This window comes from Hymenobacter sp. NBH84, assembly GCF_014217645.1.
Lineage (GTDB): Bacteria > Bacteroidota > Bacteroidia > Cytophagales > Hymenobacteraceae > Hymenobacter > Hymenobacter profundi.
In genome coordinates this window covers 4575892-4599631 of record NZ_CP043644.1, presented here as the reverse complement: position 1 = coordinate 4599631, position 23740 = coordinate 4575892, and the positions used below count along the sequence as shown (strand labels likewise).

19 protein-coding genes are annotated in these 23740 nt (G+C 55.6%); 6 read left to right on the top strand and 13 right to left on the bottom strand.

The window, feature by feature from the left end; translation table 11 throughout:
* Positions 1–83: 83 nt before the first annotated feature.
* The 9 genes from F1C16_RS19245 to F1C16_RS19205 all read right to left on the bottom strand — a co-directional run bounded on the left by F1C16_RS19245 (position 84) and on the right by F1C16_RS19205 (position 12483).
* Positions 84–767: a hypothetical protein gene (locus F1C16_RS19245; protein WP_185282212.1), complete on the bottom strand. Its 684-nt coding sequence runs from the start codon at positions 765–767 to the stop codon at positions 84–86.
* A gap of 243 nt (positions 768–1010) precedes the next feature.
* A complete protein-coding gene (locus F1C16_RS19240) occupies positions 1011–2471 on the bottom strand; it encodes a hypothetical protein (protein ID WP_185282211.1) in 1461 nt (486 codons plus the stop codon).
* A 188-nt stretch (positions 2472–2659) separates the two neighbouring features.
* Entirely contained in the window at positions 2660–4249 is a 1590-nt protein-coding gene (locus tag F1C16_RS19235) for a hypothetical protein (RefSeq protein WP_185282210.1), read from the bottom strand.
* Between the two features lie 52 nt (positions 4250–4301).
* Entirely contained in the window at positions 4302–4736 is a 435-nt protein-coding gene (locus F1C16_RS19230) for a hypothetical protein (protein WP_185282209.1), read from the bottom strand.
* A 62-nt stretch (positions 4737–4798) separates the two neighbouring features.
* A complete protein-coding gene (locus F1C16_RS19225; RefSeq protein ID WP_185282208.1) occupies positions 4799–8269 on the bottom strand; it encodes a hypothetical protein in 3471 nt (1156 codons plus the stop codon).
* A 36-nt stretch (positions 8270–8305) separates the two neighbouring features.
* On the bottom strand, positions 8306–8704 hold the full coding sequence (locus F1C16_RS19220; RefSeq protein ID WP_185282207.1) for a hypothetical protein: 399 nt from the start codon (positions 8702–8704) through the stop codon (positions 8306–8308).
* A gap of 185 nt (positions 8705–8889) precedes the next feature.
* Positions 8890–10335, bottom strand: coding sequence for a hypothetical protein (locus tag F1C16_RS19215; protein ID WP_185282206.1), 1446 nt, complete (start codon positions 10333–10335; stop codon positions 8890–8892).
* Positions 10336–10630: 295 nt separating this feature from the next.
* Positions 10631–11023, bottom strand: a complete 393-nt coding sequence (locus F1C16_RS19210; RefSeq protein WP_185282205.1) for a hypothetical protein — start codon at positions 11021–11023, stop codon at positions 10631–10633.
* A gap of 95 nt (positions 11024–11118) precedes the next feature.
* The gene (locus F1C16_RS19205; RefSeq protein WP_185282204.1) at positions 11119–12483 is read right to left on the bottom strand and encodes a hypothetical protein; all 1365 of its coding nucleotides are present in this window, start codon (positions 12481–12483) and stop codon (positions 11119–11121) included.
* 331 nt (positions 12484–12814) lie between these two features.
* Here F1C16_RS19205 and F1C16_RS19200 point away from each other — a divergent pair, with 331 nt between their 5' ends.
* Positions 12815–13264, top strand: a complete 450-nt coding sequence (locus tag F1C16_RS19200) for a DoxX family membrane protein (RefSeq protein WP_185282203.1) — start codon at positions 12815–12817, stop codon at positions 13262–13264.
* Positions 13265–13480: 216 nt separating this feature from the next.
* On the opposite strand, the gene F1C16_RS19195 is transcribed toward F1C16_RS19200, so the two are convergent.
* Positions 13481–14482 carry a sugar phosphate nucleotidyltransferase gene (locus F1C16_RS19195; RefSeq protein WP_185282202.1) on the bottom strand — a complete coding sequence of 334 codons (1002 nt, stop codon included), beginning with the start codon at positions 14480–14482 and terminating at the stop codon, positions 13481–13483.
* A 184-nt stretch (positions 14483–14666) separates the two neighbouring features.
* Here F1C16_RS19195 and F1C16_RS19190 point away from each other — a divergent pair, with 184 nt between their 5' ends.
* From F1C16_RS19190 to F1C16_RS19180, 3 genes are all read left to right on the top strand, one after another.
* A complete protein-coding gene (locus tag F1C16_RS19190; RefSeq protein WP_185282201.1) occupies positions 14667–15245 on the top strand; it encodes a LemA family protein in 579 nt (192 codons plus the stop codon).
* A gap of 83 nt (positions 15246–15328) precedes the next feature.
* On the top strand, positions 15329–15787 hold the full coding sequence (locus F1C16_RS19185; RefSeq protein ID WP_185282200.1) for a TPM domain-containing protein: 459 nt from the start codon (positions 15329–15331) through the stop codon (positions 15785–15787).
* Positions 15788–15819: 32 nt separating this feature from the next.
* Entirely contained in the window at positions 15820–16605 is a 786-nt protein-coding gene (locus F1C16_RS19180; protein WP_258048968.1) for a YgcG family protein, read from the top strand.
* Between the two features lie 180 nt (positions 16606–16785).
* On the opposite strand, the gene F1C16_RS19175 is transcribed toward F1C16_RS19180, so the two are convergent.
* Together F1C16_RS19175 and F1C16_RS19170 are read right to left on the bottom strand one after the other, a co-directional pair.
* Entirely contained in the window at positions 16786–17361 is a 576-nt protein-coding gene (locus F1C16_RS19175) for a hypothetical protein (protein ID WP_185282198.1), read from the bottom strand.
* A gap of 41 nt (positions 17362–17402) precedes the next feature.
* Positions 17403–18026: a DUF1684 domain-containing protein gene (locus F1C16_RS19170; RefSeq protein ID WP_185282197.1), complete on the bottom strand. Its 624-nt coding sequence runs from the start codon at positions 18024–18026 to the stop codon at positions 17403–17405.
* Positions 18027–18155: 129 nt separating this feature from the next.
* Here F1C16_RS19170 and polA point away from each other — a divergent pair, with 129 nt between their 5' ends.
* Together polA and F1C16_RS19160 are read left to right on the top strand one after the other, a co-directional pair.
* Positions 18156–21014, top strand: a complete 2859-nt coding sequence (gene polA / locus F1C16_RS19165) for a DNA polymerase I (protein ID WP_185282196.1) — start codon at positions 18156–18158, stop codon at positions 21012–21014.
* Between the two features lie 134 nt (positions 21015–21148).
* Positions 21149–22171, top strand: a complete 1023-nt coding sequence (locus tag F1C16_RS19160) for a YpdA family putative bacillithiol disulfide reductase (protein WP_185282195.1) — start codon at positions 21149–21151, stop codon at positions 22169–22171.
* Between the two features lie 76 nt (positions 22172–22247).
* Here F1C16_RS19160 and F1C16_RS19155 read toward each other — a convergent pair whose 3' ends face one another.
* The gene (locus F1C16_RS19155) at positions 22248–23723 is read right to left on the bottom strand and encodes a hypothetical protein (RefSeq protein ID WP_185282194.1); all 1476 of its coding nucleotides are present in this window, start codon (positions 23721–23723) and stop codon (positions 22248–22250) included.
* Positions 23724–23740 lie beyond the last annotated feature (17 nt).

Here is a 23740-nt window from a genome sequence, read left to right as displayed (position 1 = left end):
GGCAACGAATATACCAACCAAGTGCATTTCAATCTTGTTATAGTGAAATCACTATTCACAAAATCTTATACAATACGCCGGTATTACTGAGCGCTCCGCATTCTTCCTACCTTCGGAATCACCTGAATTAGAAAGCGTTTGTTGTCGCCCTCGCGGCGCCCGGCGTAGCGACCAGTGCCATAGAAACCGCTGCCACTGATGACCAGTTCAATGCTTTTATCCTGGGTGAAATCGAGGCCGTTCTGTTTCCAGAAGTTCAGTAAGCTGAGGGCACGACGGTAGCTGAGCTGGTAGGTAAGCTGCTCTTCGCGGGCATTGCGCGGGTCACCCTGGGGGTAGCGAGCGGCCATGCCTTCCACAATCACGAGGTAGCGCACCGGCTGGTCAGTCTTGATGCTCTTGAGCACCTTACGCAACGTGCGCCCCGCCTGAAGTAGGGCTGGCTTATAGCGCTCCTCAATCACGTCTTGCCCCGCTCTAAACTGCACTGGCACCAGCAGCTCGTGGCGCTCATTGGCAGGGTCGTACTTGAAGTATTTGCCTTCCAGCTGCTGCAAAGAGCGTTTGATCTTGTTGATTTGCTCCAGCTCCTGCGCTTTGGCTTTCAACTCACCGTTGGCCTGCTTTAGCTCTCCTTCGCGGTCTTTGAACAGCTTGAAACTGTAGACAAACAGCACCAGCATCACCACAAACAGCGACGTCATCAGGTCCACGTAGCTGGGCCAGAAGAAGTCAGAAGATTCGCGGTTTTGCGTGGGTTGATTCATAAGAAATGCCCTCTTTAGTCTTGCTCCAACATTGGTAGCATCAATACGAACACAGGCCATAGTATTACAAATCCTATCCAAATAATAGATGCTATAATGCGTGTCAGCAACTTTAACCAGTGTGTTTCTGTCGGTCTGCCTATAAGAAAAATGAAGCCTATCACTATTACAGCCGGGTACAATAGTATCAACCCGATATAGAATGCATCTGCTATCATCATAGAAGGAGCACTACTTTTATAATTACACCGGCCGCACACCCCCAAACAACTTATCCATAAACCGCTGCCAACGATTCTTGGACGTTGCTTTAACCAACACTGTATTCAGCGCCGAAAGCTCCGCGAGTAGCTTGGCGTCTACCTGCGAGTCGATTTCTATTTTGCGCAGTAGCTCGCGTTGAGTGGCCGTCACGTCGCGGAAGAGGGCTTGCTGGTTGGCTTGCACGTCTTTCAGCGGGTCAAGTTGCTTGAGGATACGCTCGAAGACATTGTCTTGGTTGAGGCGACGGAAGTAGTCGCCCCACTTTTCGTAGGCTTGCTGGGCGTCGCGCTCGTGCTGGTTGAGGCGCTGCTGCATGAGGTCGGTGAGGCGCAGGGTAGCCGTGTCGAAGTACTGCTCGGTGCGGGCGGCCAGGTTGTCCATCTCCGTTTGGTGGCGCTGGAAAAACGACAACTGGTGCTGCACAATGTTGCTCTGCTGCCCAATGTACTGCCCTACATTGTTGATGCCACGCTCAAAACCGCTGAGGCGGTCCAGGATGCTGTGTACCGCCTGCGCTACCTGCGCGCCCTCGGCCAGCATCTGGTTCAATTGCTGCTGATAGCCGGTGAACTGCCCAAACAGCTCTGCCGACTCGCGCACCTTATCGAACACGGCAATATTGGCCTTTGCCATCTGGTCGTAACCAATTTTATCCAACGCTTCCAGAAAGCGGCTCTGCACCTGAATATTATTGGTGAGCTTGTCCATAATCGGCTCAAACAGCGTCACCTTGCCCACAAAATCCTGATTAAAAGCGTCCAGCACACCCTTTAGCGTGCTCAGACTACTCGACATATCATCGTGCAGAATGGGTAGCAGCCGCGCTTGCAAGAAGGTATAGTATTGGTTCTGGTGCTGATCCAGCAATTGCCGGGCGCGACGTACTACCCCATTCCCTAACAACGTCAGCAACAGGCCCACGAATGAGCCCGTCATGGCAATAAGTACGCCGGTGAGAAAGGGCGTCAGTGCGTTATCGTCGGACACACCGTTGCGGGCAATGCCTACCAGGCCGAGAATAACGCCTAGAAAGGTACCGAGCAGACCCAGATAGAGTGGGGTAGCCACATTAGCTTGAGTGGCATTGTCGAGCACCTGGGCCTGACGGGCGGCAATGTCTTTGAGAATATCAAAGTTGGATGCGGCGCCTTTGTTGTGGTAGAGGTAGGCGTTGGTGTCGCGCAAGATGTCGGCGAATTCCGGAGAGGCCGCGTCCGCCTTAATCATGTCGACGGGGTAGGCGCCCTCGGGCGCATCGGCAGCATAGTCGGGTAGGTCGCGCCCGTCGGGAAGTAGTAAGCGGCGCTCTAAGCGCAATGCTTGCCGCTCGGGGTAGAGTTGCCCGAGCCGTAGAGCCTGGGCTTTGGTTTGCAGAAACGTGCGGATTTGCAAGCCTACGACCACCAGCACCACCGCTATTTCAAGGATAATTTCGAGCATGAAGAAAGGAAGAAGCAACGAATAGCTAAAGCTAAAGCTAAAAAGCTAGTTCCCCTCCTTTTTTAGGAGGGGCTAGGGGTGGTAAAGGTCGTTGAACGATTTACTAGCTCTAGTATTCTAGCTCTAGTTTTTACCACGCCTAGCCCCTCCTTAAAAAAGGAGGGGAACTAGCTTCTTAGCTTGAGCGCTTACTCAAAATGCACTACGGCTTTTTGCTCGATATGCCAGGCCCCACCTTGTTTGCGTAGCGTGCCCGGCTCATCGTTGATGATATACGACACCGGTCCGCTGGGCTGCGGGTAGCGGCAAGCGTCGCGCAGGGAGTACTGCGCACTCTGGATAGCGTAGGCATGTACGCTCGGGTCGGGGTTCACCTGGAAGGTAGCCGTATCCGGCTTGTTGGAATCAAGCGTGATTTCGTAGATGCTGTCGTGTTGCGCCTCCTCTAGAAAGTCGTATTCACTGAAAATGCCATTTACCGGCACCTTGGCATACACGTAGCGCACCGAAGCTGGTGCCGCTGCCACCGAAGCATACGACTCGGGCGCTGGTAGCTGCACGGGTGGCACCAAGCTGTCGAACTCATCCCGCGGCGAGGCCGAAGGCGGGCCCGCCGGAATGGGCATTTCCAGATGTGGCGCAGCAGGCGGAGCGTAAGCCGAAGGCGCGGCAGCGATATTGTCAAACGCCGGGGTAGCAGGCTGTGGTGTTTCGACAGGCGCCGATGCTACTGGAGCAGGTTGCTGGGTAGCAGGCTTAGCGGGAGCAGGTGGTGTAGCTGGGGTAGATGGCGCAGGCTTTTCAGTTGACCCAGCGTTGAAACCCTGGGCTACAGAGCGGCTGTCTGTAGTTGGCTGGCGCTCGATTGGTGCTGGCGTTTTTTGGGGCGCCGCCACGTAGCCTAGCCCTTCATCCTCAGAATTATCGAAGTCTTGCCCTAGCTCTTCCGCTACACGCTGTTGCACTATCTTCTCAATCTCGGCGCGCAACTCCGGCGTGAGGCGCTTCGAGGAAAAAGTACCGCCGGGTGCCGTCGACACATTATACCCGGCCGATTTCAGCTTCTCCAGCTCATCACGATGTCGGTCCATGCGGGTGTTTAGATTGCGCATGCTGCTGCGCAACAACCAAAACAGCACGAGGCTCAACAGAGCCAAAATGAACGCAATGGGTGCAAACAAACTGCTCATAACACCTTCTTTATTGCCGGCGGGTGCGGGCGTTGCATAATTAGGGTTTTCCTCGGGGCCGGCATCGGCGGGCGCGGCGGCGGTGGCTTCGTCGGTGCTGGTGTCGGGGGTAGCTTCGGCGTTGAGGCTGCTGCTCACATCGGCGGGCGGCGTGCCGTTTTCCACGTAGTTGTTCAGCGAAGCGGCCAGCGCATCTACGGCCTGTATGCGGGCGGGGCTACCCTTTCGGCTGGGTGAGGCCTTCAGCTTGTTGATGATTTCCGTTGTCAGCTTTTGTAGGCGCGACTTATCTGAACCCAAGCCCTTGTACATAGCGCCCCTACCCTCCAGCGGCTGATAAAGCAGGCTATATACCTTTTGACTATCGGCCTTGATGCTGTTTTCCAGTTGCTTCAAGGAACCACCACAGTTTACGCCGTTCTTCAAGTTGGGCCGCCCGGTGTCGTCATACACAAACTTTATCGCCGCACACCAGATCTGTGCCTTTTGCTCATCGAGGGTAGGTTGACCGAGTTGAGTTTGGGCGTGGGTGAGGGTAGTGGAAAGGAGTAAGCAGGCAGGTAATACTAGGTAACGAAAAACCTTCATAAGGAAAGTTGAGAATTTTCGGCAAAAAGTTTATTAATAATAATACAGCCACTCACATATCCCACACGATATTTAATTTTCTTTTTTTCACTCCACATGGAACATAACAGATATATCCAGGCGCATTTTGATAATAATCGAAGAACATCTTCGGCTTGCTAACCTCTCCTCTATTCATATTAGAGTACATTATGGTATCACTTCTACTACAGGCTCTACTTTTATCAAGTAATCCCGCTTTAGTTGGCTCTTTCTCCGTTACATATATCAATGCATTACCATCTATTTCACCTTCAACTTTCAACCTAACATTGACAGGACTAGAAATATCTTTGTGTTCAAATTTATACACGTGAATACGCGAGACGTCTTTAATTTCTATGGTTCTATTGCCTGTATACAGACTATCAAATCCGAAGAAAAAGAAAATAAATATTCCTATTACCCCTGCTAATAGCAGCCATATTACGGCTGAAAAACGAATCATATCTTTCTACATGAATATATTGTATTTGAATGGCCTAGGACTGAAGCCCTAGGCCATTCACCCTACCCTGGATTCTGCAACTCCCGGCTTAGGTTATACAACGCCTGCTTCAACGGATAGAAGAACAGCGTTTCCGGAAGTGTCTCGTCCTGGCTGAGCTGGCGGTCTAGCTGGTGCAGGCCCAGGCTGAGACTGTCGTCAATTTCGCGCAGGAGCAGATCTTCTACCCGCTTGCGGTCCACATCCACGCCTACCTCGCGCATCAGCGGCGCCACTTCGTCGCCTTCCAGGACCAGCTTCAGGAACTTGCGCACGTTGTCGAGCACGTGTTGCTTGAGGTCAGCGTCTACCTGGGGCAACTTCAGACGTTGCTCGTCAATGTCGGCACTTTGCTCAGCGCCGGTGAGCTTCACAGTACGTACCGCGTCAAAGTCGGCGCGGCTGGAGCTGCTTTCCTCGAACAGCACACCGCCGTTGGTGGTGGCCTCCTTGGGGTTATCCGCCAGAATTACGCGGAAGTTTTGCGGCGGCTCCTGACCAGTTACGCCTTTGAAAACGGCTTTCGTAATCTTCTCAATAGACGTCAGGCTGCTGCCACCGGCTAACAAACGCAAGTAGAGGCTACCCTTGCCGGAGAAACAGATGTAGCGCGGCGTTTTGAGGTTGAGTTGCTGCGTGAGCTGCGCCACGTGGTAGATGATGGCCGTGTAGTGCAGGTAGAACAGCACCCGCAGCTGCCGCCCCTTGCCTAAGCCCAGGCTCTGCGAAAAGCGCAGCTTGTCGTCGTACGTGAACAGCAGGCTGGTCACGTCGGCCGAGCCGAAATCAGGGTTTTGCAGGGCGGCGCGGAGGTAGCCTTTGTACTCCTGGTTTTCCTCCGAGTCGGGTAGGCTTTCCACATGCTGCACACCCAGGCGGAGCAGGCCGTTTTGCTTAGGCGCGCCCTGCACGCGGGCGTAGCCGTCGCCCCACAGGTCGTCGCCAGCAAAGCGGAACGACGAACTGAACGCCGGGCGCTGATCAGCAAACACCAGCAAATCGGTGGTACCACCGCCGATGTCGATGTTCACCACGTTCTCGTCGCGGTTAGGCACTACCTGGTTGGTAGCCGTAAGGTAGTAGTATGGCGCCACCGATTCGGAAACAAACTGCGTGTTGCGCCGACTGTGGAAAACTTGTTGAAAAGCCTCGTCCCACACTTGCTGGAACTGGTTGCGCAGGAAGGCATCGAAGCTCAGCGGCGCAAACCACACCACCCGCGTATCTTCCAAAATACCGCCGTGCAACGCGGCTTTGTGACGCATTAAGAGCAGAACCTCCTTGAAAAACGCCGCAATGCGCGACACGCCCTGCGGGTCCAGCTCCGCCGACCACTTCAGATTTGTCACGAAGCGGTTTTGCGGCGGTTGGCCGGTTTCGGTGTTGATGCTGAAGCCGATGTTGATGTTACTCAGCACTTTGCTCGGCTCGTTGGCGTAGGTGTTGGTCTCGCACACGGCCGTCCGAATCGGAAATTCATACACCGACTGCTGCTCCCCGATAATACTGGGCACGAACTCGCGGTTCTGAATCAAGGGCACATCAAACAGCTGACCCGGCCCGCGCATGTAGCGCTGGTAGGCCGAGTAGCCCGTGTCGGGTAGGGGTGCGTTCAGCAGCTCCACCTGCACGTCCTGCTCGCTGATAGTAAATGGGCGCGGGTGCGCCGATGGTCCATCGGCGTAGGCCACGTGGGTGTTGCTGGTGCCAAAATCGACGGCGAAAGTGAAGCGACGGGTGCCGCGCTCTACCTCGCGCCAGCGCGGCACGATGAGGCCGCGAGCCGGCTCGCCGTTCAGCACAGCGGGTGGGCAGGTTAGCTCGGCTAAATCGAAATGCGTGCCGCTGATTTCATAATACGTGCTGCCGGCCGTAGACACGCTTTTCTGCGTCCGCTCGAAGCGGGTAGCGCGTTTGGAAGCGCCTTGTTCGCTGATGCCCGATCCGTCCACGAAGAACTTCAGGTCGTAGCGACGACTCACCATGGTAGGCGAATTGTCGGCGTCTACCAGCATCACCTTGTAGAAGTCGTTGTACTCGGGCTGCGAGCGGTGCTTGTAGAATGGAAACACGCCCAGCCCGATGTTGGCTTTCACAATGCGGCCCTTCTCCAAAATCTCCCTACCCTGCGCGTCCTTGGGGTTTTGCGGGTTGGGGTAGTAGCTGCGCTCGAAGGTGATGAAGCGCCCCGCCTGCACCGGAATCCGCAGCTGCACGCGCACGTGATTCAGGTCGATGGTGAAGGTGAGCAGCTCGGCCAGTTCATTCTCAGTGAAATACTCGAAGAACGTCTGCCGCAACGGCAGCAGGTACGGAAACCGCGCCCTACCCTGCGTATCGGCGCCGTACTGAAACGACACTTTGCCGGTGTGGAAACGCTGGGTGTTTAGCTCATAGGGCAACTCCACCAGGGCATCTTCCAGGAAGTCGCCCACCGTGAGGTAGGGATATTTGAAGCCTTTGCCAGGTAGCACGCGGTTTTCCAGCGCCAGCTCGTCGAGGTAGGGCACTACGGTGCGGTCGTCCCAGGGCTGACCGTTGAGGTAATTAGCGCCGGGCATGGTCAGGTTGGGGCGCAGCACCAAGGGGCGCGGACCGTTGCTTACGGCTGCCCGCGTGGGCTGAATAAACAAGTCGGAGCTTGTCACGGCAGATTGGTCGGCGCGGCCGGGCAGCGGCACGTTTTTCACCCCCGCCGGATTGCCTTGAATATCAGCCAGCGACGGGTATTTGGTGGCAAACTGCTGGGCCGTGTGCTCGCCCTGCATCTGCATCTGGTTGATGCGCCCACGGTCCAGCGCAGCATACACCGCCCCGGCAAACTCGCGGCGTTGCAGCTGCGGGTAGGCTAGGAACAGCTCGTACACAAACTCCTGAAACTGTGGCGAACGGTCAGCCAGCAACACAATGTTGTGGTCGAAATAATGGCCGCGCGCTTGGGCACGCTCCAACTCCAGCGGCTGGGTGTTGGGCGCCGTGAAGAACAGTGTGAGCGGCGAGGTACCGCCCAATAGGCGCGGCCCGCCCGGCAGCTCCGGCGACTCATAAAATACCAGGTACATATCCGAGAAGTCGCGGAACCGCTCGTCCTGCAAAAACAGCTGCAAGGTTTCGCCAAGCAGGCGCGTGCCTTCGTCGGCGCGCATGCGCTGCACCTCGGCGGCGGCGTTCCAGCGCCGCAGCGTGATTTTACGCCCGGCTTGGGTGTAGAGGTGGTAGTTGTAGAGCAGCTCAAACAGGTCCCAGAAGTGCGTCACCAGTTCGTGGTACACCGAGTTGGGGTTGCGCTGCCCCTCCCGCGCCACGAAATCAAACGCAGCCTCAAAGAGGTGCATCCGCGCAAACGGCGTCGGGATGCTCACGGCCACGTTGCGGGCTTTGCTGCCCGTGGGGTCCGTCACGGTGTTGATTTCAGTGCTGGTGATGGGCGCGGTTTTCTGCCAGCCTTGAATTTGCTGGGAACCGTTGTTGTGCAGGCGAAGGACTTTGGGCATGAGTTGCGGAAAGACGTGTAATGAAGTGTTTTATAGTTATCTACCTTGTCTATATTTATATTGCTGTAACAGCCTACCTATATCTCGCTGGCTGTCAGAAGCAAAGTAACTATCTAACCCTAAGCCATCCTTTAGTGCCTCTGTTGGAATAAATACCATATCTGAGAAGTCATTGTGGTAGACACAGGAGTGTATCTCGCTCCCATTTTGAAGCAGAAACGTTACCTGTACTTGCCAGCTACCTAGTAAACGTCCCTGTCCTGGTACATATGGTTTCAGTATTCTATAGTCATTTACCAGTCGCTTGATATCCGCTTTATCCTGAATGACTATAGTGTCTTGGATGAGGGATGAAGAACTAGCAAAAGGCGATAAGAGTACTGACTTAACTGTAGAAGCTTTTAGTGAAAGAAGTGTTGCTTTAGCTTGCTTCATGTGTGTACTTGTAGTAGCTGTATCAGTACCGATACTTACAACTACTATTACAAGTACTATAAAAGGACTTGCTACGCACAAAATTTGACATGGCAATTTCAAGCCGATCCAAAACAGTTTTGTTAGCCGGGTAATCACACCAAAACTTGTACTGTCGGTCATTCACTTCTTACTATTCACTGCCACTACACCACCTTCACCTTCTCCTCAAATCCTTTCTCCGTCACATCATAAAACAGGGCCAGTAGCTTGCGGAAGTTATCCGGCTCGGCGTTGCTCTTGGAGGCGTCGTTGAGTTTATTGAGGAAGTAATTATGGCTGAGACCTTTGTTAAAGAACTCGTTCCATTTCTTCTCCACGGGTTTGCCAAGAATCATGGCGTTGAAGTCGTCGGTGCTGAGGTCGAAGGGGCGGAAGGCGCGGCGGTTTTGGGCCAGTTCCTTCAGCCACTCGTCTACCCCGAACTCGGGACTGTGCAGGAAGGTGTTCAGTTCCTTGAAGATGGGCTCGTTGCGCAGGGCGTAGTCCAAGTTCAGGGTGTCGAAGTAGGGCGCCTTATCGGTGGGTAGGTGCTGCTTGTGGTAGCGCGAGAAGTAGAGCAGCTGCGTGAGGCGCTCGGCCACGATTTCGCGGGTTTCGGTGGGCAGGTGCGCAAACTGAATTTCCGGCGCGTCGCTCTCCAAGCCGTACTCGTGGAAGTGCGGACCGGAGCGTAGCTCGGCCGTGGGGTAGCGCATGAAATCCACGATGCTCAGGGCTGCCAATAGCTCAATGAGGTGCGCTTTGTTGCGCTGCTGCGTGCCGCCAGGCTGGTTTTCGTAGGGCGTGTCGGGCGTGTCGGCGAGGTAGTAGAGGGCGTCGAGGCCTTGCAGGTTGTGCTCGTAATAGCTGAGCGCCGCCTTGGTCTTGGTCAGGAAGTTGTTCGACTCGATGATGGCGTTATCCTCCGATTGCAGGGCGAAGTAGGGCATCACCGTTACGGCGCCGGTGGGCGCGTCGCGCAGGTAGCGGGCGTTGCTGAGGCGCGTGTTGTTGTCTTTCAGGTTCTTGAGCAGCAGCGGGAAGCCCGCCGCGCCCGTACCGCCAAAGATGCTCGACACGAAAAACACCCGGTCGCCCTCCTGAAAGTTATCGGCGAAGTAGCGCAGCTCCGGCGACTCCACCACCTTGTTCAGCACCACCGAGCCCACGTTGGGCGAGCCGCGGAAGCCAATGGTAAGCGGACTCTCCAGGTTGTCCTGGGTGAACAGCAGCTCCACCAGCGCCTTCGAATCGACGGACAACTGGTCGTAGTGCAAATACTGCCGGAAGCTCTGGTTGATGCCCCCAAAGTCGAACACAAACGTGTCCTTCACCGACCCGTTCACATCCTGCGAAATGCTGCTCAGCGTGCTGATATTGGTGCGAAAAAATCCTTCCTCACGCTGGCCGAGGCTGTTGTAAATCTGCTGGTAGCTCTTAAGCAGGGCCACCGTGCGGTTCATGTCGCCGTTGTGCGCGTCGGGGTCGATGATGATGGGCACCACCCGGTCGCAGTTGGGCAGCTCCACTCCCGCCGCCAGCAGCATCGTGAGCGAGCGAATGACGCGGGAGCCCGTGCCGCCAATACCGAATAAAAAGAGTTTAGCCATAAGGATGAAAGTCGTTGAACGAAGCTCCCCTCCTTCGCTAAGGAGGGGATGTTGCCGCGTCGGCGGCAACTGGGGTGGTTGGCGTCGTTGCTGATGTTGTTTAGTTGTTTCTTCTGTCATGCTGAGCGCAGCGAAGGACCTTCTCACGTCAGGTTTATCAGTGAACGACAATCGTTCTTACTTGAAAAGGTCCTTCGCAAGCTCAGGATGACAGAGGAAACAACGATTGAACTACCCCAAACCCTTCCTTAAAAAAAGGAGGGGAGCTAGTTTGCTAGCTTTTCAGTTTTTAGCTCTAAAACGGCGTCGTACTCGCATTACGCGAGCCGCCTTTCAGAATGAGGGAGAACAGGAAAAACCACAGCAGTCCGTAGAACGCGTTGAACGTGGCCAACCAGTATACATAAGAGTGCGAGGCCACCGCCTGCGCATTGGTTTGCCAGATGACTACTCCAAACGCAATCAGCGCATTCAGGATGAGGAACAGCGCCCAATTGCCGGTTTTGTTGAACGTGGCTACACCCATCGCACGGTTGATGAGGTAATAGAAAATCAGCACCAGCGCTAAGGATACGCCGATAGTGACCAGACCAACGTTAGGGAAAATTACGTCGCGGTAGACAGGGATTTCCGAGGGCGGCTGCGGCGTGCCGATAAGCTCGTAGAGAAAGCGGAAGAGACTTTTCATAGGGTAGCGCGAAACGGATACCGCGCGTTTTGTTAGGCTATGTACGGATAAAAGCGGCGCAAGCGATGCACGAAGCTAGCGCTTCAGGCTATGTTCTACTCGCCCGGTTGCAAGGTGAACGGAATCGTGAAGACAGGCGCTTCGTCTTGCTCATCGCTCGTTACAGCGGCTACGCCGTCGAGGAGGCTACTGAGGGCGAAGGTTTTAGCGCCTACCTGGTTGATATTGCTGTCGTTGCGGGTAGTCCACTGCCCTACCCAAGCTGGGCGGCGGTGGTTGAGCAGGAGCTGCAACGGCCGGGCAGCACGGGGCTGCCGCGTAAGGCGCACCTTCACGAAGTGCGAGTATTGGCTTTCGGGGCCACTACTGTTTTGCGTCTGCGCGTTGGCGGCAAATACATCGGCAACTTTCGCGTCGGTGTCCTGACCTGTGAGTTGCAGGTTTTGCTTGAGGTAGGCCACATCGCGGTAGGCGGCGGGTAGGGTTTTCAAGTCTAAGCCCACCACAAACTCTATGGGCTGCGCGGCCGAGGCTTCCTGCACGGCTACCGTGTGGTAGCTAGCGCCAGCGGCGCGCTTGCTAGCACCGGCATCACCATAGTACCAAGCGCCTTTGTTTTGAAAACGGCTAAGTAGAGACGACGGCGGCTTAGGGTACGTCACCCCGAAATGCGCTTGCTGCCCCGGCTGCTTTGTAAGCAGCGCCGCATCAAACTGCCGTACGGCATCGGCCGGACCCATCACCCAGATATAGTAGGGAATTGGGGTGTCGCAGCAATTGTTGATGCGCTTGGCACCTGTTTTCAGCGCGGGATAGAATGCCCCTTTGAAATCAGAAGTGAAACCGTAGACCGATATGGCCAGGTCTGGGCGGCCGGTGCTGTTCAGGGCGTCGGTGATGTCAGTTTTGACGTAGGCCTGGTCGCCGGTGCGGGGCGGGGCATAGATGAAGTCCGAAATCAGCACACTCACGGCGCCGGGCTGGTAGTAGTGGCTTACCAGCGTATCCAGAATGGCCGGGATGCTGGTGCTGCTGGCGGCCTCACGAATGCCGCCACGCACGGTCTGGGAAAGCTGCTGGTAGGAGTCGCGGTAGGGCTTCTCCTTAATGCGATAAAATGTCTTCTGCCGCACCGCCGAGCTGCGGTTCAGATCCGATAAGAATTGCGCCACGTGCTGCTGAAACTGCGTATTCTGCGCATCGGCGCCGGTTTTGGGCATGAAGCCTTCCATTGAGCCCGATACTTCCAGAAACACGTTGGCTTGCGTCAGCGGCTGGGTAGGAGTTGCGGCTGTTTCTGCCGCGGCTGGAGCTTCGGCGGGGGCAGGCTTTTCAACAGCCGCGGCCGTTTCAGTGGTGCCGGCTTCACCTTTCATGTCCTCGCGGGAGTAGCAACCCGAAAGCAGTACGGTGGCGGCCATTAGGGCCGGTAGAAAGCGGGAGGAGAGAGTCAGGTGCATCGAACCAAGGTAAAGACTGTCGGCTGAAGCCGCAACCTTGCGTACTGCCACACGCGGCAGCAGGTTGTGTAGGAACGATGAGATATAAGGAAAATTTTATACTTGGAGTGAAATCGGCAGATTAGCTACTCCAAGTTGCGGGGTGGGTAGCAATTCACTGAACGTCGAAATAGAAACGCGATGCCGAGCCTGTCGAAACAGGTCAAAAGACACTGCATTTCAACGTAGATTTTCGCTGCTTCACCACATCAATGCTCCTCTTCACCAGTGTAGAGGTGTTGCTAAGAAGTTACCGCAGGTATGTTTGGCTAGAATCAAACGATTACTATGTATGGCTTTCTTCCTTGGCTTGAGCAGCTTATTTGGCGTGTTGTGGTTGGTGGGCTGGTTAGTGCCTACTACCGGCCTGCACGACTCGCATAACGCCGCCCGCGTGGCAGCGGCTATGATGTTCCTTTTCGTCGGTATTTCGCACTTCACTAAGCCGGAAGCCATGCAGTATATGGTGCCAAAGTGGCTGCCTGTGCCTTCGCTGCTCGTGTACCTTAGCGGCGCGCTTGAGGTGCTATTTGGCTTGGGGCTACTCTTCCCAGCTACGCAGCAGCTTAGTGCCTGGGGGTTGCTCGTGCTATTGGTGCTGGTGTTTCCGGCAAACCTCCATGTAGCCATTAACAACCTGCCACCGCCCGGCGGACTGCCCGCTAAACCGTGGTACGTATGGAGCAGGTTGGCCTTTCAGCCATTGTATTTGGCATGGGTGTGGTACGCGGCGCTCGGGTAACGATGTGTTAAAATGCAACCGCCAACTGCACCTTGTAGCTGTTCTGGCAAAAGCTATGCGGGCCCGTAGCCGTAGCACGGTGTTATACAGGTAGAACAAAAAACGAGCTGACCTAAACTAACAGATGAAAGGCTGAAGCAGTCAGATAGTGCAAAACCAGCCTGCATTGCCCAGCAGACACCTTTTTCACTTTAGCTCAGCAGTCCACGGCTTGGGTTAGCTGTAGTCAATCTCCGTGTTGTCTCCAATATTCAGGCTATGATTCAGGCCACGGAATGACGAGTCGCTGCCCACGATGCAGTCGTGCATTACGGCTTGACGCAACTCGCTGTAAGAACCAATGATAGAGTCGCTGAGGACGGTATGCTGGATAATCGTTTTGTCGCCAATAGCCACGTTGGGGCCGATGATGGAGTTGGAAATCTGGCAGTCCTTGCCAATGCTAACGGGCGGAATGATGATGGTATTGGCAAACTCGGGGTACTCGCGGCGGCGCATGGCATCGGGGCGACGCAGCAGGCGGGCATTGGCTTCCAGCAGGGTTTCCTTACGGCCGCAGTCAAACCAACTGTCTACCGTAACGGTCATCATCTCTTCGCCCTGTTGAATCATCAGCATGAGTGCATCGGTGAGCTGAAATTCATCGTAGGTGCGCAGGTTTTCGTCGATCAGGCGCTCCAGGGCCCCGGCCAGCACTTCGGGGTGCGCCAGTTTGTAGAGCCCTACCATGGCGTAGTTCGACTTTGGGATGCGGGGCTTTTCCACCACCTTCAGCACGCGGCCGCCGGGGCCGGTTTCTACCAGGCCAAACATGGAGGGCGTTTTCACTTCCTGCACGGCCAGGATCGAGCCGGATGTTTCCAAAATCGCCTTTAGGTCAACGTCTACAATAGTGTCGCCAAGCAGAATCAGCACGCCATCTTCATCGTGGCGGAACTGCTCGCGGGCCAGCCAGAGAGCATGCGCAATGCCTTCGCGGGGGTCTTGCACCACAAACTCGGCGCGTAGCGCGGGGTAGTGGCGGCGCACGTAGCGCTTTATTTTTTCGCCCAGGTAGCCAATCACAAACACAAACTCTTCGACGCCCGCGGCCACCACTCGGTCAATAATGTGCCCCAGGATGGGCGTACCGGCCACGGGTACCAGCGACTTAGGCTGGGTGTGCGTGTGCGGACGGAGGCGCGAACCAATACCAGCAACAGGAATTATGGCTTTCATGCAAAGGGGAAAAAGCGTACGATTTGCAAAGTAGCAAACCCAGCGGTAGCACGATGCGGCAACTGCTATGGGCCGAATGCGTACGTTGCACCAACTTATGGCTCGTTAGGCAAACCGCCACCCCTAGCCTCAGGTTTTACGTTTCAGTCTTCTCTCCTTTTTTCATCCTTACTCCCTACTCTCTATGAAACGCCTTTTAGTTTACTTTTTTGGCTTGGTCGTGCTGCTCTCACAGTCGTCGTGCGGCTATAACTCTATGGTTGAGAAAGACCAGGCCGTGAAAACGCAGTGGGCCCAGGTGCAGAACAGCTACCAGCGCCGCGCCGACCTGATTCCGAACCTGGTGAACACCGTGAAAGGTGCCGCCAACTTCGAGAAATCAACTCTGACCGACGTGATAAACGCCCGTGCCAAAGCCACTAGCGTGCAAGTATCGGCTGATAATCTCACTCCTGAGAAGATAAAGCAGTTCCAAGAGGCCCAAAGCCAGGTAAGCGCCGGACTGGGCCGCCTGCTGGCTGTATCGGAAAACTACCCCGATCTGAAAGCCAACGCCAACTTCCAGGAGCTACAAGCGCAGATTGAGGGTACTGAAAACCGCATCAACGTGGAGCGCAACAAGTTCAATACTGTAACGCAGGACTACAACACCTACATCCGCTCCTTCCCGCAGAACCTGTTTGCGGGGCTGTTTAAGTTCAGCGAGAAGCCGTACTTTGAGGCAGATGCTGCTTCGCAGAAAGCGCCTACCGTTCAGTTTTAAAAGTAAGCTGATGGCTGTTGGGTGTTAGCTTAATTCCGATTGGAAAAGCTAACACCCAACAGCCATCAGCTAACAGCTTATTTATGACTACCCCACTCACCGCGGAGCAGGAAGCCAGCCTGATTGCCGCCATTCAACAGGCCGAGCGTACTACCTCGGGCGAAATTCGGGTACATCTGGAAGACACCTGCCCTACCCCCGAGCCACTGGATCGGGCCGCGCAGGTGTTTGCCGAGCTGGGCATGCACAAAACGGCCCAGCGCAACGGCGTACTGTTTTATCTGGCCTGGCAAACCCGGCAGTTTGCCGTTATCGGCGATGCCGGCATCAATGCCACGGTACCCGACGATTTTTGGGAAACCACCAAAGAGGCCGTTCTAGAGCAATTTCGGGGCAAGCAACTAGCCGCAGGCCTGGCCCGCGGCATTCAGCTGGTAGGCGAGCAACTGCACCGCTATTTCCCCTACGACGCCGCCACCGACCAAAACGAGCTGGACGATTCCATTTCGTACGGTCCTTCTACTTCGCCGCCGCGCCCATGACCTACCCTACCCCTACGCTACCCTTTTCACGTTTGCCAGCCTTTGTTGCCCTGCTGCTGCTGATTATGAGCAGTTGGCTGCCAGCTACGGCCCAGTCTATCCCGCCGCGGCCCAATCCGCCGCGCCTGGTGAACGACCTGGCAGGCATGATGAGCGCCGACGAGGTAGCCCAACTGGAGCGCAAACTGGTAGCCTACGACGATAGCACTTCCTCCCAAATTGCCGTCGTCACGGTGCCTACCCTTGGCGGCGATGATATTGCCAACTACGCCCAGCAGCTCTACGAAAGCTGGGGCATTGGCCGCAAAGGCGACAACAACGGCATCCTAGTATTGGTGGCCGAGCAGGAACACCGTGCCCGCATCCAAACAGGCTACGGCCTAGAAGGTGCCGTGCCCGATGCCCTGGCTAAGCGTATCATCAGCAACACCATTGTACCCGCCTTCAAGCAGGAGCGCTACTACGAAGGCCTTAACACCGCCACCGACGAGCTCATTGCCCTAGCCAAAGGCGAGTACAAAGCCGACCCCGAGGACCAGCGCCGCAACCGCGACTCGTCGGGTTCGGGCTTTCCATTTTGGCTGATTATCCTAGCCCTGGTGTTGTTCTGGTTCTTGAGCCGGCGCGGTGGGGGCGGTAGAGGCGGCCGCCGTAACCGGGGCAGCGGCGGCATGTTTATCCCACCCGTCATCTTCGGCGACTTTTCCGGCGGCCGCGGCACCTTTGGTGGCGGCGGTGGTGGTTTTGGAGGGGGCGGTGGCTTCGGCGGTTTCGGTGGCGGCAGCTCCGGCGGCGGCGGCGCCAGCGGCAGCTGGTAAGTGGTGATTCTATAAAGTGGTGAACGCAAAAGCGCCTGTCATCCTGGGCTTGCGAAGGACCTTATCACGCTAGAACGATGCTCGTAGCAATGACTCGTTCAACTAGCAGAAGGTCCTTCGCAAGCTCAGGATGACACGCGCTTTCGCATTTACAACTTTACAAACCCACTACTCCCTATCTTACCTTTCATAAAACGGCCTCAGCAAACGCACTACATCTAACGCATCAGCCAGCGCCTCGTGCGCCACGGCATCATCCTCGAATTTTGCCCGCGCCTTGCAGGTTTGCATAGTAGGTAGGCGCGTGTCTTTGTGCCAGTTGAGGTAGAAGGCAGCCGGGTCGAGGGTAGCGGGTTCCGTGCGCACCAGCGTGCCATAGCCGGGTAGGCGGCGGAGAAACGGCACATCAAATACCGCCACGTTTTTGCCAGCAATGGTGAACGTGACGCAGTTTTTCTTGTCTGTTTTGAAGCCTTGCACCAACAGGAACTCCCGTAGCTGCGGCAGCAGCTCGTCGGGTGTGCATAGCTCGCGGTTGGGTCCCTTGTGGGCCAGCTCCTCCAGCAGACGTGCATTCAGGGCCAGCGCCCCAGCCGAGCCCACGTATTCGGGGTGGCGTACCACGCGCCGGAAGCTAGGAAGCTCGTGTAGGGGCAGCGGGTGTTTGGAATCTTCCACCACGGCGGCCAGCTCCAGAATCTGGTGCCGCTCGAAGTTGCCGCCGGTGGTTTCGAGGTCGAGGGAGACGTAGCGCATGGTAGGCGCTTACGCAGCCCTACCCCTCTTGGGTGCGGACCTCAGTGGTCGTTGCTCATCACCCCAGCCCGGATAGCCACTGACAACTGATTTTCGGCCGGCGGAATTGGGCAGGCGTAGCCAGTGCTGTACGCGCAGTAAGGATTATACGCTTTGTTGAAATCGAGTAGCACCTTTCCGGTTTTCACGTCGGCAAAGCGCAAATCGATGTACCGCCCGCCACCGTAGCTACCGAAGCCGTTGGTGAGGTCCGTGAAAGGCACCATAAGGTAATCGGCATACGTTGGCACTTTCAGCAAGGCCAGGCTTTGGTACACCGAAAGCCGCTGTGGCTTGCCATGCAGCAGAAACCGCAGTTCCCCATATTTCCGATAGGGCTGAGGTTGATTTGTGCTGGTGCGTATCAAGAACGGTTGTGCCGTTGAGTCGCGCACAAAAGTGGCTGTTACCAACAGGCTGTCGTTGACTGGAAAGAAAGGTAGCCCCTGAAAGGATTTTCGCGCCGCTGCCGGTAGCGGCGAGCGTTGCGGGTCGCGGTACTCGGCATTCAACTCTTGTTGAAAAGCGGCTATAGTTTGCGCGTGCGTAAGTGGTTGCTGCCCCTGACTATGGCCCACACTATGGAAGAACAGCATGAAGCCCAAAGCAGAAATAATTCGTAGCATCGATTGAATGAAGTTCGTTATTGAGACTGCAACATAACGAATCAGCGGTAGTCATTTGCGCAAGGCAAAGCACTTGTTTCTGGGTTCCTCGCCAACTGCCACTGTCTACCTACGTACCTTTGCTTTACTATGACCGACACCGCCGCTCCCGCTAAAAAACTCTTCCTGCTCGACGCCTTTGCCCTGATTTATCGCGCCCACTTTGCGTTCAGCAAAAACCCGCGCGTGAACTCCAAGGGCCTGAATACGGGTGCCATTCTGGGCTTCACCAACACCCTGGTGGAGGTGCTGCAAAAGGAGCGCCCTACCCACATTGGGGTAGCGTTTGATGCGGCCAAAAAGACCTTCCGGCATGAGCAGTTTGCAGACTACAAAGCCCAGCGCCAGGCCATGCCCGAAGACATTGGCCTGGCCATTCCCTACATCAAGCAGATTATCAAAGCCTTCCACATTCCCATTCTGATGGTGGAAGGGTTTGAGGCCGACGACGTGATTGGCACCCTGGCCCAACGCGCCGAGGCCCAGGGTTTTGGCGAGGTGTATATGATGACGCCCGACAAAGACTACTGCCAACTCGTAACGGAGTGCGTCAAAATCTACCGCCCCGCTTTCATGGGCAACGCCGCCGAGGTGCTCGATGTAGCCCATGTGCTGCAACGCTTCGAGATTGAGCGGGTAGAGCAGGTGATTGATATTCTGGGCTTGCAGGGCGACGCGTCGGACAATATTCCCGGTATTCCGGGCATTGGCGAGAAAACCGCCAAGAAGTTGGTGCAGGAGTTTGGCTCGGTAGAAAATCTGATTGCCAATGTGGATAAGCTCAAAGGCAAGCAGCAGGAAAACGTGCGCAACTTCGCCGAGCAGGGCTTGATGTCGAAGGAGCTGGCGACTATTCATGTGAATGCGCCCATCGAGTTTGAGGCCGAGAAGCTGGTGCTGGACAAGCCCGACGAAGACGAGCTACGCCGTTTGTTCGATGAGTTGGAGTTCCGGCAGCTGGCCGCCCGCGTGCTGAGTGGCCCAACCGCGCCTACCTCTACGCCCCCGCCCAGCCGCGGTGCCCGCCGCCCTTCTGTACCGGCCTCGCAACAGTCGTTGTTTGATGGGCCCGGCATCACGGCCAGCAGCGCCGAGTTGGCCGAGCTAGCGCCCAACGGCCCGCGCCGCACCTTGGCTGATGTGCCTCACCAGTACCACCTCATCGATACGCCCGAGGCACGCCAATCCCTACTCAAACACTTGCTGAAGCAGAAAGAAGTCAGCTTCGACACCGAAACCACCGGCCTCGACACCATGACGGCGCGGCTGGTGGGGCTGTCGTTCTCCTGGCTTCCCGGCGAGGCCTACTACGTACCCGTGCCCCAGGACGATGCGGACGCCGCGCAAGCCCTGGTAGATGAATTTTGCCCGTTTTTCGAGGCCGAAAACATTCTGAAAATTGGTCAGAACATCAAGTATGACCTCACCATTCTCAAGCACTACGGTGTCGAGATTCGGGGGGAGCTGTTTGATACCATGCTGGCCCACTACCTGCTGGAGCCCGACATGCGCCACAACATGGACGTGCTGGCTGAAACCTACCTGCACTACACGCCCGTCAGCATCACGGAGTTGATTGGTCCCAAAGGCAAGAACCAAAAAACCATGGCCGATCTGCCACCCGCCGAGGTGTCGGACTACGCCTGCGAAGACGCCGATGTGACTTTGCAGCTTAAGCACGTATTCGAGCCCAAGCTGAAAGCCCTCAACCAGCTCGACTTGCTGAACGAGGTAGAAAACCCGCTGGTGCCCGTGCTGGCCGCCATCGAGTACGAGGGTGTAAAGATTGACTCTGTGGCGATGGGCGAGTATTCGGCCGAGTTGCAAGGCTACATCACGGAGCTGGAACAGCAGATTTTTGCCGCTGCTGGCGAGGAGTTTAACATTGGTTCGCCCAAGCAGTTGGGCGAGGTCTTGTTTGACCGCATGGGTTTGGGTGGTAACAAAATTAAGAAAACTAAAACCGGCCAATATGCCACCGGCGAGGAGATACTAAGTCAATTGGCCTCCGAAGCGCCCATTGCTTGCCTTATTCTGGAGCACCGCCAGCTCACCAAGCTGCGTTCTACCTACGTGGAGGCCCTACCCCAGCTGGTGTGCGAGCTGGACGGGCGCGTGCACACATCCTTCAACCAGGCCGTGACGGCTACCGGCCGCCTCAGCAGCACCAACCCCAACCTGCAAAACATACCCATCCGCACCGAGAAAGGCAGGGAAATCCGTAAGGCCTTCGTACCCCGCGATGCCAACCACGTGCTACTTGCCGCCGACTACTCGCAAATTGAACTGCGCATTATGGCCGATTTTTCGGGTGATGCCACCATGATTGAGGCCTTCCGCCTGGGGCAGGATATTCACGCCAGCACCGCCAGTAAGGTGTTTGGGGTAGGGCTAAGCGAAGTAGACGGCGAAATGCGCCGCAAGGCCAAAACCGTCAATTTCGGCATCATCTACGGCATATCGGCCTTCGGATTAGCCCAGCGCCTGAACATTTCGCGTAAGGAGGCCGTCGACATTATCGATGCGTACTTCCAAGAGTTTTCGGCCGTGAAGCAGTTCATGGACGACAGCATCAACAAAGCGCGCGAGTTGGAATACGCCGAAACCCTCCTCGGTCGCCGCCGCTACCTGCGCGACATCAATTCCCGTAATGCGACTCTGCGAGGTTACACCGAGCGCAATGCCATCAACGCCCCTATCCAAGGCACCGCGGCCGACATCATCAAGAAAGCCATGATTGATATCCATCACTGGATAGTGGACCAGAAGCTCGGCACGCGCATGATCCTGCAAGTACACGACGAATTGGTTTTCGATGTACCAAAGGAGGAATTAGAATTGGTAACGCCAAAAATCAAAGAATTGATGGCCAATGCCTTGCTCCTACCCCACGGCGTGCCCTTAGAAGTGGAAGCCGGGACAGGCAGCAACTGGTTACAGGCGCACTAGATTGACTTGTCATTCCGAGCGAAGCGAAGAGTCTGGGCAGTAATCGTCAAGCGTTTTTCCTCCAATGCTTCGCTCCGCTCGGAATAACAATAAAAGCGCAACCCTGCGGTGACTTCGTGTGTTACTTTGCTATCATGCACGAATCAACTTCTTCCTTCGATACAGTCGTTATAGGTGCTGGCCCGGTGGGCTTGGCTTGTGCCCTTGAAATCCAGCGCCGGGGCTTTACCGTGTGCGTGGTCGACAAGGGCGCACTCGTCAATTCTATAGTGGGCTACCCCAACCAGATGGAGTTTTTCTCTACTCCAGAGCTGCTAGAAATTGGGGGCTACCCCATGCCAACCAACCACTACAAACCGCTCCGCGAAGAGGCCCTCGACTATTATCGCCGGGTAGCGCAAGTGGAGAAGCTGCCCTTGCGGCTACACGAACGAGTGCTAGGGCTGGAAGGCGAGGAGAACCACTACGAGGTAGTGACTACCAAAGGCCGCATTGCTACCCGGTTTGTGGTAGTGGCTACAGGCTTCTTCGATGTGCCGGTGAAAATGAACGTGCCGGGAGAGGACTTGCCCAACGTGAGCCACTACTACAAGGAGCCCTACACGCACGTCGACCAGCAGGTGGTGGTGGTAGGGGCGCGAAATTCTTCGGCCAAAGCCGCGTTGCAGTTGCTGCGTGCTGGTGCACACGTTACCATGGTGGTGCGTAGCGCTGAGCTGTCGCCCGCGGTGAAATACTGGATTCGGCCGGACCTGGAGAACCGTATCAAAGAAGGTCGTATCAAAGCGTACTTCAACGCAATCATTCAGGCGATTCGGCCAACTGAAATGGATATAGCCACCCCCGATGGCTTGCTTACGCTGCCCGTTGATTTCACCTACGCCCTTACCGGCTACCGTCCCGATTATTCGTTGCTAGACGCCTTAGGCATCACCTCTCAGGACGATGCAGCGCGTACGCCTACCCACGATCAGGAGACGTTTGAGACCAACCGGCCTGGCGTGTACATGGCAGGCACGGTGTGCGGCGGCCTAAATACCAGCCGCTGGTTTATTGAGAATGGCCGTTATCATGCGGCCGTTATTGCAGCCCACTTGGCCGGTGAGGCGGCACCAGCTACTCCACAGATTATTCAGCCGGTCCAGCTCTCGAAGTAGATAAGCTTTGAATAAAAAAGACCGGCCTCAAATCTCTGGGGCCGGTCTTTTTTATGGCTTTCTACGACTACTTTACTTAAGGAAACTTAACGCCCCGATAATCCAGCGGATTTAGCTGGGGGACGTTTGCGTTGTACTTCGCGTTGATGGTTTTGATCATCTCATTGGCGATGATAGCGTATCCGCGGGGTGTGAGGTGCACGCCATCCAGCGAGAAAAGGTTGCCGCTGATGAAGCCAGCATTGTTAGGTACGCCATTTACCACAACGCCGCTGGTTGCTACCCGAGCTAAGAAAGCGTTGGCATCGAAGTAAGCCAGCCCTTTGCGGTCGGCACTTGCCTTGATGATGTTATTGAGCGCCGTGGTGCGGTTGTTAACCGAAGCTACTTCGGTTGCATCCAGCACAAGGGCATTCGCCAACGGGTTGGCAGCAGCAGCTAACGCCGTCGCAATAGCAGCCGGTGCACCAGGAATTTCCAAGCCAATACCATTCGGGAATGGGCTAGTAGCACTAGGCGTATTGATAACTGAACGAGCTGGTAGCAGAATCAAGTCATTAGCGGTTGCCAAGCGGACGGGTGCCGTGGTGCTGCTGGTGCGCACATATAGCGCGAAGCGAGTGCCGGCCGGTAGCGCTGGCAAACCTAGCGCCTGCGCAATGAGCGGGGCCTGTGCAGCCGGGATAGGGGTAGCATTCACTTGCGCAATGACAGCTGCCGTTGAGATAGTCGTGAACAGTGGTGTGTTGACAACGCTTGGAATATTTGCTACAATACCCTTGGCCTCGTTCAGCGTAAGCGCATCAATTACTTGATTATACTTTGTAGTAAATTCCGCGTCTGGCGTGAGAGGAGCACCCGTACCACCCGAACTAGCGTATCCTAGCACATCATTGTTGCCCAGCCAGTTAGAAAAAAAGGTAGGCTTGATGGCAGCAATTTCACTTTCTACATATTGGAGGTATGATTTAGAATCGGCACCAGAAAGCAAGCGCTCAAAGTAAGGGTTGAAGTTACTAGCATTGCTCTGCGCTGTAAGACGACCATAGCCTGCCGTTGTAATATCGGCTATTCTTATACCTGGTACACCCAAATTCTGGTTAGTAGTAGCTGTATATCGCACCAGTAAAGGCAGCCCTTGACTTGCAATAGCTCGACCTGGTGCGAACTGGTTGACAGGCACAAACTGATTATTTACCTGAACCTCCGTATTTATTTGCGGGGTTCCATCTGCATTAAAACCAGTGATTCTCAGAAAGCCGCTACCATTCGCCTGCGCCTCCGTGAACAACGGCTGCACAAAGTCGCCGCCACCTACCGACCGGAACTGCTGTGCCAGCATGGAGGGGTAGGAATTCTGTTGACCTTCCAAGTACAAGCCACCATCGCTATAACCTGCCGTGAGCGAGTTGCCTACAGCAATGTAGCGGGAGAAGTCGGCGGTACCAGCGCTGGATTTTACTTCATCTTCCAGATCGGGCTGACAGGCCGTGAGGCTGAGCCCCAGCAGCGCCAGAAACGGCACTACTTTGCGAAATGTAATCGTATACATGTGTTCAGAACGGGAGG